This window comes from Colwellia sp. MEBiC06753, from assembly GCF_053470325.1.
Genome location: NZ_JBQMTM010000022.1, coordinates 1 through 12418 on the forward strand (window position 1 = coordinate 1; position 12418 = coordinate 12418).

The 12418-nt window shown below is 39.4% G+C and carries 10 protein-coding genes; all 10 read right to left on the minus strand.

From position 1 onward, the window contains the following. Positions 1-174: 174 nt before the first annotated feature. The gene (locus tag ACOB82_RS15355) at positions 175-1305 is read right to left on the minus strand and encodes a hypothetical protein (protein WP_448213862.1); all 1131 of its coding nucleotides are present in this window, start codon (positions 1303-1305) and stop codon (positions 175-177) included. 154 nt (positions 1306-1459) lie between these two features. After that, on the minus strand, positions 1460-4156 hold the full coding sequence (gene tssH, locus ACOB82_RS15360; RefSeq protein ID WP_448213863.1) for a type VI secretion system ATPase TssH: 2697 nt from the start codon (positions 4154-4156) through the stop codon (positions 1460-1462). A gap of 90 nt (positions 4157-4246) precedes the next feature. Beyond that, the gene (gene tssG, locus ACOB82_RS15365) at positions 4247-5269 is read right to left on the minus strand and encodes a type VI secretion system baseplate subunit TssG (protein ID WP_448213864.1); all 1023 of its coding nucleotides are present in this window, start codon (positions 5267-5269) and stop codon (positions 4247-4249) included. After that, complete coding sequence (gene tssF / locus ACOB82_RS15370; protein WP_448213865.1) at positions 5233-7104, minus strand: type VI secretion system baseplate subunit TssF; 1872 nt, start codon at positions 7102-7104, stop codon at positions 5233-5235. Before tssF ends, tssG begins: the two co-directional genes overlap by 37 nt. A 3-nt stretch (positions 7105-7107) precedes the next feature. Continuing rightward, complete coding sequence (tssE, locus tag ACOB82_RS15375) at positions 7108-7608, minus strand: type VI secretion system baseplate subunit TssE (protein ID WP_448213866.1); 501 nt, start codon at positions 7606-7608, stop codon at positions 7108-7110. A gap of 9 nt (positions 7609-7617) precedes the next feature. Further along, a complete protein-coding gene (locus tag ACOB82_RS15380; protein ID WP_448213867.1) occupies positions 7618-8403 on the minus strand; it encodes a type VI secretion system accessory protein TagJ in 786 nt (261 codons plus the stop codon). Positions 8404-8471: 68 nt separating this feature from the next. Further along, entirely contained in the window at positions 8472-8954 is a 483-nt protein-coding gene (locus tag ACOB82_RS15385) for an Hcp family type VI secretion system effector (protein ID WP_448213868.1), read from the minus strand. A 15-nt stretch (positions 8955-8969) separates the two neighbouring features. Then, positions 8970-10463, minus strand: coding sequence for a type VI secretion system contractile sheath large subunit (gene tssC / locus ACOB82_RS15390; RefSeq protein ID WP_448213869.1), 1494 nt, complete (start codon positions 10461-10463; stop codon positions 8970-8972). Between the two features lie 13 nt (positions 10464-10476). Further along, the gene (gene tssB / locus ACOB82_RS15395) at positions 10477-10974 is read right to left on the minus strand and encodes a type VI secretion system contractile sheath small subunit (RefSeq protein ID WP_448213870.1); all 498 of its coding nucleotides are present in this window, start codon (positions 10972-10974) and stop codon (positions 10477-10479) included. A 60-nt stretch (positions 10975-11034) separates the two neighbouring features. Then, positions 11035-12174: a type VI secretion system protein TssA gene (tssA, locus tag ACOB82_RS15400; protein ID WP_448213871.1), complete on the minus strand. Its 1140-nt coding sequence runs from the start codon at positions 12172-12174 to the stop codon at positions 11035-11037. Positions 12175-12418: the final 244 nt, after the last annotated feature.

Genomic DNA, 12418 nt, shown 5'->3' on the forward strand with positions numbered 1-12418 from the left:
ACGGGCTTGGCTATCCGTTAAGTTTTCTAACTCGGTTATCAGCTTTGTAAATTGTGCTGGGATCATGAGTAAACCCTCGTTAACTGTATCTACATACAGTGTAGCAACAATTTACGGGAACATAGCCTAAATGTTAAATAATTAACTCTAGGAAATTTCAAATGATTTATGAGTTTAAGCACTTGCAACATATTGACTGTAGCCGTCAACTAGCCAAGTGTCAGCAACTTTATTCAAATCAAATATAAATTGGCATTTATTTAAATCAGCAAAATCAATCATAACAATATTGGGTAAGAAAGTTCTTAATATTGCTCCAGAAGCATAGTTTGTGCCATGAAGGTGACGTCGTTCAAACCGCCCTTGAATTGACTCGCCCAAACCACCCTCGAATAAACTAAGTAATTGTCTTTTACCCGGTTCCGTCCACATGAAATCATTGCGGTCTTTTATACTTTGAAAAAGCCCTGTAGAAGTCCAGTACATCATTCCTATTACCCAAGAGCCATAATCCATTTCATTGCCGGCCATTTTACTTAGGTTTTTTCCTTGTTTTTTAATATTTTGCTTGGTTTTACTACTGAAGTTGCCACCACTAAAAGGATTCGTGCCGCCCTTTCCGTAATACTGTAAACCATCATAAGGCGTAGTGTAGGGCTTGTCGGGAATATTCGAACGAAACATTCTACTTTTACCTTTTAAGCTTCGCCAACTAAATATACCTGCTTTATTTTGGACTTCTTGTAAGCCTGATTCAGAAAAAAGAACAATTACCTTACCTTTAAGTTGAAATAAAGACTTAATATTAATGTCACCGCCATCAGTATATAGCTTATCGCCTAGAAGCTCCTGACAGTAGCATGCGATATAATCCCAGTTTTTGCATTTATCAAATTTTAAAATTAAAAACTCGGTGGTATTTGTTTCAACAAACTTTCTTGCGTCAGTTAGCATGTCTACCAAGGATTCACCTAATTGACCTGCTCGAAGTTTTGTATAAGTTAGCTGATGTTGTTCGCCCGTCTCAGCGAGAGTTCGAGTTTTTTTCTTATGAGATATTAATTTTTCATCGGCATGATAAGCCCTAAAAGCTACCTGTTTTCTGCCATTGGCGTCAGTACCTGCTTTGGCCGCTATAACCCTTAAGTCGAATATTCTTACACCACTTACTGCTTGTAAATAAATACCAACAGACTGTGTTTTTGCGTTTTCTGCGCCTGATGTAATACCAGCATCATGGCTGCCTGCAATAATGATGTCGCAAAGTCGTTTATCAGAACCTAATGAGTAATAATTAATAGTCATAATGTCTTATCCTTAACAAGTAGTATGTTACCTTCCCAATATTCGATCTTTATTAAGAGTGATCGTAAGGAATTAAATCGTGCATGCCTAAACTTCCTATTGGCATGCCGCGCTCATCTTTTATATATATTCCATATTATCTAACGACTTCAAGTTAGGTTATTTGATAATGGAACTCACCATTTTCTGCTCTAACTTCAACTTTAGATAATGGCTTACCTTCCAACATATTATTTAAGAACCGATGACTTACTTCAGGTAGCAGTGTGTTAGTCAAAATAGAATCTATCATTCGGCCGCCACTTTCTAATTCGGTACATCTGCTGACTACTAAATCAACTACTGAGTCATCGTAATTAAATGCTATCCCTTTGCCTTTTTCGACGCGTTGTTTGATGCGATCAAGTTGTAAACGGGTAATTGCGCTAATCATGGCATCTGATAATGGGTAATAGGGGATAGACACGATCCGACCAAGTAGAGCTGCAGGGAACACTTGTAACTGTGGTTCGCGAAGCGCTTTAACAATACCATCTGGCTCTGGCATTAAATCGGGGTCTTTACACATGTTCATAATCAGATCGCTGCCAACATTTGACGTTAAAAGGATCAGGGTATTTTTGAAGTCGATTAGGCGGCCTTCACCGTCTTCCATGACTCCTTTGTCAAATACTTGGAAGAAAATCTCATGGACATCTGAATGGGCTTTTTCTACTTCGTCTAATAAAACGACTGAATATGGCTTACGGCGCACTGCTTCGGTTAAAATGCCGCCTTCACCATAGCCAACATAGCCAGGAGGGGCACCTTTTAATGTAGAAACTGTATGTGCTTCTTGAAACTCACTCATGTTAATAGTGATAACGTTTTGCTCGCCACCATATAGCGCTTCTGCTAATGCCAGTGCTGTTTCTGTTTTACCTGTGCCAGAGGGACCACATAACATAAACACACCGATAGGTTTATTCGGGTTATCTAATCCTGCACGTGAGGTTTGAATACGCTTAGCGATCATTTCCATACTGTGATCTTGGCCAATTACGCGTTCTTTCAAAATATTAGGTAGGTTAAGCACCGTATTAATTTCATCGCTAACCATTTTTCCAACAGGAATTCCTGTCCAGTCCGCGACAACAGAAGAAACCGCTTGAGCATCACAAGACGGCAATATTAGTGGTGATTCCCCTTGCAACTTGGACAAGCTCGCATAGTGCTCATTTAGCTCTACCTGTGCTTGTGTGATGGCTTCGGCATTATCAATGGGAGATTCACTGTCTTTACTATCGTTTTGTTCTTGCAGTAACTCTTTGAGTTTACGACGACTTTCTAAAACAGCATCAACCACTTCTTTTTCTGATTGCCACTTTTGTTCTAGTTCGTTTGCTTTTTCTAATTCAAAGGCTAAGCATTCTGCAACATTATCAATACGGCTTTGATTGATTAAACCTATTGTTGCTTCTTTGTATAAAACTGACTGTTCAACTTTTAAATTTTCAATTCGCTGTTTACAATCTTCGAGCTCGGCTGGAGTGGCAAATTGACTAACTGCGACGCGAGCTGCAGCAGTGTCAATTAAGCTAACTGCTTTATCAGGTAACTGTCTTGCTGGAATATAACGATGTGATAATTTAACTGCGGCCTCAATTGCTTCATCTAGCATTTCAACATGATGATGTTTCTCTAGCATACCGGCAATATTACGCAGCATTAAAATTGCTTTTTCTTCACTGGGCTCATCAACTTTAACCACTTGAAAGCGACGAGTTAGGGCGGGGTCTTTTTCAATGTGTTTTTTGTATTCCGCCCACGTTGTTGCACCTATCGTTCTTAGTTCGCCCCTTGCTAAAGCGGGCTTAAGTAAATTAGCGGCATCACCTGTACCAGCTGCGCCGCCTGCACCGACTAAGGTATGAGTTTCATCAATAAACATAATGATAGGCGTAGGCGATGACTTAACTTCTTCTATTACTTGTTTTAAACGATTTTCAAACTCGCCTTTCATGCTGGCGCCTGCTTGTAGCAGACCTATGTCTAAACTCAGCAGTTTAACGTCTTTTAAGCTTGGCGGAACATCACCCCTGACTATTCGGTGGGCAAAACCTTCAACAACCGCAGTTTTACCGACACCTGCTTCGCCGGTTAATATCGGGTTGTTTTGTCTACGTCTCATCAGAATATCAATTAACTGGCGAATTTCTTCATCACGACCGATGATAGAGTCGAGCTCGCCTTTACGCACTTGCTCGGTCATATCTGTTGTAAATTGTGCTAAGGCTTCTTGTTTACCCATTTGTGCAGGCGCCATGGCATCACTCGCAGTACCAGGCTCTGAACCTGCTGCTAAGTTAGAACCATCGGTTGCGCCTTGAGAATCTTCTGGGGAACCTGCAACGATACTATTGAGTTCATCGCCCAATTGTTCGGCTTTAATTTTATTAAATTCGCTCGAAATAGAGAGTAGAGCATTTCTCAAGTCTCTAGTCTTTAACATACCTAAAGTGATGTAAGCCATTCTAACTTTAGAGTCGCCAAATACTAAGCTGCCATATACCCAGCCTCGCTCTATCGATTCCTCTATATGACTCGATAAATCGGATATGGCACTCGCGCCTCTTGGCAGGGCATCCAAGGCATCGGTTAAATCTTTGGCTAAACGCGCAGGATCAATGTCGAAATGTTGAATAATTTTATGGAGATCTGAATCTTGTAATTGAAGTATTTGCTGAAACCAGTGCACAAGTTCAACGTAAGGGTTCCCTCGCAACTTGCAATATACAGTGGCACCTTCTACAGCTTTATAAGCTAACGGGTTGAGTTTGCCAAATAAACTCACTCTACTAATTTCAGCCATGATCCTTGTTCCTTGTTTTTATCGTAACGCCAATGTAACTAACGAATAAGTTTTACCCATTTAGCTTAGGATATCTTAATTAGTTTGCCACTAAGCATTACTCTCTTTTTTGTACACTAAAATAGGTTCAATTTGATGTTGATAATAAGAGTCACCTTGACACCAAGAATTTTGTCCCAATTGTGCATTACCTAACTTGCTGCTTTTACTTTGATTTTTATCTAAATAAATATTGATGTCGTATTCAAATTCTGCGCCCATGGCTTTACGAACGATACTTTCTATTTGGTCAAACTGGGTCGTGTCAGCCAATATCGACTGATATTGTTGATAGGTTAGTGGACCAATGTTTATTGCAAACTTAAAAATCCGTTGAAAGCTTAAGGTACCTAACGTAGAACTAATCCCTAAGTGGCTATTTGTTTTACCTAAAGCGGTTGTATCTTCAATGTTTAATGGGTACCAAGCACCCACAAATTCTTTAATATTGACCGCGAAGGTTAAGCTTTCAGCAAGCATTTGTTCTAACACTGAAGCACTTCTATTTTTATGGCTAAGTAAGCCAGATAAGTACGTTTCGAGCTTATATTTTTTATTTGGTTTATCGTTGTCGACGGTAATTTGCCCGGAAATTGAGCTTAATAACTGCTTAAAAGAGTCGTCGGATGGGCGATCATGGCTCACTGCAGGTTGGCTATCAGCCCATGCTCGATAGAACAGCGAAATAAACCTATGATTGAAGATGTCTAAAAACTGGCTAAAAGTATTATCTTTATGTCGGTGCTGGCGCTCCAACGCATGTTCAGTTAAATGCAGAGGTAATGGCCCATTAATACCTAACATGCCAAAGTAGCTATTTCTTAATTTATAGTAACCACTTGCTTGAGAGAACTTGACATCTGTGAACGCAGCTGGGAAGAAGCTAAGCAATGGAGTTTGACCAAAGCGAACAAAATCTTGTTTAGGTGATACGGAATAGCCAACTCGACTCGCTAATGGCGCGTTAGCTTCCAGGTATCTGACTAACGGTTCAAAACCTTGTTCATGCAGACTTTTCTTGTCTTCGCTAAGCTCGGCTAGATAGGATTTCGCAAGCCGATTCGAATTGGCCATCGATGTATCTCCCCTCTATCTTGCGAATGTAAGACTAATTGTGAAAATGAATTGACGCTAACGTATTGAGCAAAAAATTGATCTAGAACCATACCTAATAAAAACACACTGCTGCCTTCATAAGCTAATTCATCTATCACTAGTTTGATTTCGACACCGCGACCAAAACAAATAGGACCTGCTATTGGTAGGCGTTGTGTTATTTGCCTTGTATTTACCGCTGTAATACCGTCAATCAGTTTTGATTGGGTGTAGTCGTTTTTATCCATCATCAACTTCAATAATGTTTGCAAACTGAGCAGGCTCTCTCTTTGTTCTTCGTCACTGAGGCCCAAAAAATTAATTGATAGGAGGTTGATTAAGTCCCATGCGACACTTCCTTGGCTTAGTGGCGGATGTGGACGGCTGGGTTCGCCAACACACCGGACCGATTCACATGGCGCTCCGGTTTCTATAGTAAAGTCAGTTTTTCCTTTCCCTAAAGGCATCATTAATGGCAAGTCACGATTGCAGCACATGGTTGCAACTGAGATTTGCTTTAGGTCATCAGCATAGGGCGGATGCTTGGGATCAGAAATTGATATAAATACTTCTGAGCCAATGTAACTTGATCGGTGACCAAACTTTCGCTGATTGACATTTAAATTTCTAACGCGTCGCTTGCTTGTATAATAAGCGTGTGATTTATGGTCGTTACTTTTGTGACTGCCATACAGTGGTAAGAATAAATTAGTTGGCTCTATTCCTGTGCTAAATCCTTTGACGTCAGTTATTGAGCACACTTCAAAATCCAGTGGCCTTAATCGATCAGGGACTACGTGAAAGTCATTTTTAACCCTAGATATATTGATTCGTTCAGCACGTTTTGGAAATAAGTTGATAGCGGGAGTGCAATACAAGGCAAAGTTGTCTGCAGAAACTAAGTTTTCTAAGCGACTATCATTGTGATCTAACAGCAGCAATAACTGAACTTTGTTTTCATGGCATTGCTGAAGTGTTGAATGTAAGTGACTTATGGTTAAAAATAAAAATCGGCTAGGAAAAAGAAAATATTCTTTAAGTAGCCGAAAGCCATCAAATTGACGATTTGAATAGGGTAACAAGGCTTGCGCTTTATCATAGCCATTAGCTTGAGTTGTTGTTACCGCTTCCTGAATGCGCCACATATTACTACCTGATTTATAAAGACAACCTTGGAAGCCTTTATAAATAGCTTCGAATAAGTACAAAGGAAAAGATTCCGAACCTCTAATAAATAGTTCTAGCTCATCTAAGCTGATTTCAGAAAATTTTTGTCCTGGCGGCAGCTCTAGAGTTAATAATATGCCACTTTTAACTTTAATATTGGCTGATAATTTCTGGGTATAAGATCCTATCGATTGTGCGTTAATATACTCGGCACCGGTTATTGCCACTGGCCATAATGTTACATCATGTGCGGTTCTGTACTCACAGGCTGTTTGTTCACCTTTACTCAATAAACTATGCAAAGCCGTGCCCTTTGCGATAGTAACGCCTTCCATTAAGGAACCTTCTTCATAGTCTGGGTTAAATTGGCTGATTAACATAGAAGGGCAGGGTTGTAAAAAGGTTGGAAAAAGCAACTCCATTAAATGCTGAGTAAATTGAGGAAAACTTGCATCAAGCTTTTGATGAATGCGAGCGGATAAAAAGGCAAAGCCTTCAAGTAATCGCTCTACATAAGGATCTGAACAATCGAAGCCCTCGAGACCCAGACGACCGGCAATTTTTGGGTATTCTTTAGCAAATTCAGAACCTGTTTCGCGAATAAACTTGAGTTCTTGGTTATAAAATTCGAGAAATTTTGCGTCCATATACTAATTCCAATGACTCAAGGAAACGCTACCCGTTTCAAGATCAACATCTGTTTTTAGAAAAAGCTGTAATGGCAAGGGTTGGGCCCATAAATCGCCACTAATTTCAAAGGTTATTTGATTTTTGTTCATCTCTTCTGGGGCAAGATTAATTTTTACTTTGAGCGTATTTGGGATGATGCGGGGTTCATAGTAGCGGATGCGTTTTATCAATTCACGCTCGATAAACTTAGGACTAAAAGTCGCACCGCTATAGCCTGTAAGATCCATAATGCCGTAATTTAGTGCTGAGCTTTCAACTTCTGAGTATAGCGTTAAATCGAGATGAGAAGCACTGGCAACGCTATTAAGCAACCACGCAAGGTCTCTTTGAACTAAAGTGCGTAGTCGGTTAATAGAAATAACCCGTTTGTCTCTTGACTCAGTTTTTTTATCAGGCTCGTCGTCACTTAGCCTATCGAGTAGTGATAGCTGTAGACGTTCTTTTTGTGATAGTTCGGGCATGGTGAATCGTTAATTAAATTGAATACTGTCAATATTCATTAGGGGATATTCGCTAGCATCAGTTATTAATACTTTTTGGCCATTGCCGACATAATAATTTGCAATTGGTTCATGCCAGTCACATACTTTTGCCAGCAGCTGTTCATCTGTGGTGTTGGCATGAATAGGGTAACGCATAGGCATAAAGATGATTAATTGACCATTATTTTTTAACGTTAAGTTAGCGGGGCGCCATACTACATCACGTAAATCTTCAATTGGTTCAAAGTTAATTTCTTTTATATATTCAAAAGGTAAACGGTAGTAATTACCATTAAGCATAACTTCAAATGATGGGCCAAATCGAATATCGCCATCGCTTAACCATGCAAATGATTCAGAGTTGTTGATAGTGCCAGATATGGCAGGGGCTAGATCTGCACCTTTCTCTATTAAGGTAAGTGATTGATCAAAATGCCCATTTATATATTGTTGATAGCCTTGAGTATAAAAAGCTAACCATTGTGCGGGCTCACCAAAGCAAGTTGGCTCCTTGTTGCCTGATAATACGTTAATTCGTTTCTGTTCACATCCAATAAGCTGCTCATAGGTACTAACCATAGCCAGAGTGGCGTCAGACATTTCTTTAAGTACGTTGAGTTGGTTTTTAGCTCGTTCCCAGTCACATGACACACAAGCAAGTTGAAATAAGAAAATTCTGAGATTGATATTACTTGGATCTTTTCTAATTTCACCAAATAGCTGGTCTTTACATTCGCTTAAATTGCCTTCATGTAACAGGCTTTCTGCATCCATGTGATTGTCCTTAACTAAATGAAAGATTGCCACAAGTTTGTGGCAATCTAATGTTAACGCTAAGTGTCTTAAGCTGGTACGTTAGCCGGTATATCCCACTTAAACTCAACTTCTGCGCCAGCACCGCCTTTATCATCCTGGGTCTTATAGACGGTTCGAACTTTTGCAAAATTAAGTGTAATATTTTCCGTAAGCCTATCTTCGCCACCAGAGCCGCCCGTTGAATAAGAAGTAACCATCACTTCTTTTAATTCAATGACGAAATATTCTAATGGTTTTCCACCGGCTTTTCGGACAACAATTTTACCATCAGCAATATGTTCGCCTGTGGCAATTTTATTCATTAATGTCGCGGAAGAATTATCGACATATTTAGTAATGCTAATATCTTGAAAGTTTGCTTTACCTGCACCACCACCTTTACCCATATGCATGGTACCACTTTGAGATAAACCCCAGCTCCATGCTAGTACATCAATCTGATCTTTATACGTTTTATCTTCTGATTCACCTTTTATGCCGTTAAGCACAAGGAACATATCAACAGCCATAGTTATTCTCCTTTATTAACCTTTTTCTGAGGGTAGTTTTGAAACTAAACGAAGCGAAGCAGTTAGTCCTTCAAGCTGATAGTGAGGCTTTAAGAAGAATTTAGCACTGTAATAACCAGGGCTACCTTCGACATCATCAACAACAACTTCAGCATTCGCTAATGGTTTGCGAGCCTTGGTTTCTTCTGTTGAATTCCCTGGATCACCATCAACATAATTGTTGATCCAAGACTGCAACCATTTTTCCATGTCGGCTCTAGCTTTGAACGAGCCAACTTTGTCACGCACAATACATTTTAGGTAATGAGCGAATCGGCACGTTGCAAAAAGGTATGGAAGGCGAGCTGATAAAGCTGCATTTGATGTTGCATCAGGGTCGTCATACTCCATTGGTTTTTGTAGGGTTTGGGCACCAATAAAGGCTGCCATATCACTGTTTTTACGATGAATAAGAGGCATTAAACCACAGGCAGAAAGCTCAGCTTCACGACGATCACTAATGGCGACTTCAGTAGGACACTTCATATCAACGCCACCGTCATCACTTGGGAACGTATGAACAGGCAGGCCTTGGACATCACCACCAGACTCAATACCTCGGATACGTGAACACCAGCCATATTCCTTAAATGAGCGATTAATATTAACAGCCATTGAATAAGCAGCATTGGTCCAGCAATATTTTGATGAGTCAGAGCCAGACGTATCTTCCTCAAAATTGAAACCTTCACAAGGTTCCGTGTCAGCGCCATAAGGCAAACGAGATAGCACTCTTGGCATTGTTAAGGAAATATATTTAGCATCTTCTGTTTCGCGCAGTGACCTAAATGAAGCAAAGTCTGGAGTAGAGAATATTTTGGTTAAATCTCTAGGGTTAGTAAGTTCACTCCATGTATCCATTTGCAACAAACCTGGCGATGCAGCAGAAATAAATGGTGAATGTGAAGCTGCACACACTTTTGACATGTTAGTTAGTAAGCTGACATCTGCGGGGCTATTGTCAAAATAATAATCACCAACAATACAGCCAAATGGTTCACCACCAAACTGCCCATATTCTTCTTCATAAAATTTCTTAAAGACAGGGCTTTGATCCCAAGCGGTACCTGCAAATTTTTTAAGGTTTTTGCCAAGCTCTTTTTTAGAAATATTAAATACTTTTACTTTTAAATATTCATCAGTTTCAGTGTTATTTACTAAATAATGTAAGCCTCGCCATGTACCTTCTAAAGTTTGAAAGTCTTCGTGGTGAATGATTTGATTAACTTGATCCGTTAGCTTTTTATCTATCTCGGCGATAATGGCTTCGATTGAATGTACAGTATCTTCAGAAATTATCGCCGCATCCTGCAAAGCATAACCTGCAAGGGTGTTTACCGCGTTTTCAACTTCTGCTTTAGCACGATCTGACTTAGGCTTAAACTCTTTGTTTAATAGCGAGGCAAAGCTATTCGCATCAAGCTCTTCGACTGTGCCTTGCTCTAGTTCTGTGGCTTGTTGTTCAGACATTGTCATTCTCCTACTATTCCGCTTCAGGCTTAGGTGCTGAGCTTAAAGATGCAAGCAATGCAGGATCTTTTAATGCTTTAGAAATTAATTGTTCTGCACCTTCTTTACCATCCATATAGGTAACTAAGTTTGCTAACTGAGTTCTTGCTTCAAGCAACTGTTTTAGGCCATCAGTATGTTTGGCAATAGACTCTGGAGAGAAGTCATCCATACTTTCGAATTTTAATTCAACTGCTAAATTCCCTTCGCCAGTTACAGTGTTTGGTACAGTAAATTGGACGCGCGGTTTAGCTGCTTTAAGCCGATCATCGAAGTTGTCTACATCTACCTCTAAAATTTTTCGCTCTGATAATGGTGCTAACGGCTCTTCCGGGTTACCACTTAGATCGGCCATTACCCCCATTACAAATGGAATTTGAACTTTTTTTTCTGCGCCATAAAGCTCTACGTCATACTCTATTTGTACACGAGGTGCTCTATTGCGTCCGATAAATTTTTGACCGCTGGACACTGTATTCTCCTTAATTTGCATTTAGTTAGTGGTGATAGTGTATGTGTGAAACACATATACCTACCAATCACTTGTCACACTAGTGGTTGATGATTCTGCTGCTTTTGCTTGCTCAATATTTGATTGGCCATCATCTGTTTTTTTTCTATCAGATTCTGAAATGCCGCCAAGTTTCATTATTTCAGCCAAAGCCTCTGGAGATAAATCTTCGATAATGTCTAAGAAGTCCATGTGGACAAATTTCTTAGCTCGGCTTATTAACACAGGAATAGGGCTTGATGGCTCATATTCTTTATAATATTGGCAAATAAGCTCAAAGCATTTATCTACATCTTGTCGAGACGTTAGCTGTGAATTAGCAATATTAAAGGATAGTTGGTTTTGGCTAGATTGCGTGGTATTTGAAATGGAAATAGTTGATGAAGTATTTTCATCCGTAGTTGTAGTCATCTCTACGGAAGTTTCTTGCATTAAATCGGCATTATCCTCTAATGCAATTTTGATATGTGTGAGTACATCAGATAACGGATCGAAATTTACCGCATAATTGTTGCCAGCTTCTCTAATAAATGTTTCCGAAATATCAATAACTGCAGTAAGGGCGGCCTGAATTGCTAGATAAGTATCATTAGTAGCTTCTTTATCAGCATCACTAAATATCCCGCGTATTTGCGACGGCTCTAAATCGTTATCTTCAGGTTTTAATGAGGAATCTTTTGAACGCTCTATAACTCTAAGAGTGACACTGCCTGCAACTTTTGAAGTAACAAGAGGGGTATTTTTTAAAATATCGAGTATAAAGCTTTTATCGGTTAAATGGCCTAGTGCTGAAATCCTTTCCATAGGATCGCCATCATCTTCATCGAGCGGAGGGTAAAGCGCTTGCCATTGGTTTTGAATTAACAAAGAAAGTCCAGTCAAACATTCACTGAATTTTAATATCCCTTCTGTATTCAGCACTGCTTGGGTTAGGATGGATAATAATTTTAAATCGCGAGTTTTAGCACAGAATTCAATGGCTGACTTTTTTACATTGCGCCATTCTGGTGGTTCAGCGGGAATCGTATTTTGACCATCAAATTTTTCGGGCGTGCCTTCGGCTTCAAAAAAAAAGTTTTGAAAGCTAGCATCATCTTCTAGGTTTTCTCCACATCCATTATTTCCGGGAACTACTGAAGAGAATAGATCTTTATAATCCATAGTGAAATAAATCCATCATTTCATTTTTATATTTTTTAGTTGGTTATAACCTAGTATAAAACAATAATGAATTAAAGGTATTTTATTGAATATTTTTTAATCTATTTGTCGTTTGATGGAAATTAAAGAACGCCTTTTTCGGAATATGCGTTAGTATTTAATGCGTTGACTTAATTATTTGGTAGTTAACTAAACAGTAAACTACCATTAACATTCCGTTAAATTAATGACGTACAAGGATCTG

Excerpts from the sequence above, each read along its gene's own strand:
- tssA (WP_448213871.1), bottom strand. The coding sequence starts at position 12,174 with ATGGATTATAAAGATCTATTCTCTTCAGTAGTTCCCGGAAATAATGGA.
- tssF (WP_448213865.1), bottom strand. The coding sequence starts at position 7,104 with ATGGACGCAAAATTTCTCGAATTTTATAACCAAGAACTCAAGTTTATT.
- tssH (WP_448213863.1), bottom strand. The coding sequence starts at position 4,156 with ATGGCTGAAATTAGTAGAGTGAGTTTATTTGGCAAACTCAACCCGTTA.
- ACOB82_RS15380 (WP_448213867.1), bottom strand. The coding sequence starts at position 8,403 with ATGGATGCAGAAAGCCTGTTACATGAAGGCAATTTAAGCGAATGTAAA.
- tssG (WP_448213864.1), bottom strand. The coding sequence starts at position 5,269 with ATGGCCAATTCGAATCGGCTTGCGAAATCCTATCTAGCCGAGCTTAGC.
- ACOB82_RS15355 (WP_448213862.1), bottom strand. The coding sequence starts at position 1,305 with ATGACTATTAATTATTACTCATTAGGTTCTGATAAACGACTTTGCGAC.
- tssE (WP_448213866.1), bottom strand. The coding sequence starts at position 7,608 with ATGCCCGAACTATCACAAAAAGAACGTCTACAGCTATCACTACTCGAT.
- ACOB82_RS15385 (WP_448213868.1), bottom strand. The coding sequence starts at position 8,954 with ATGGCTGTTGATATGTTCCTTGTGCTTAACGGCATAAAAGGTGAATCA.
- tssC (WP_448213869.1), bottom strand. The coding sequence starts at position 10,463 with ATGTCTGAACAACAAGCCACAGAACTAGAGCAAGGCACAGTCGAAGAG.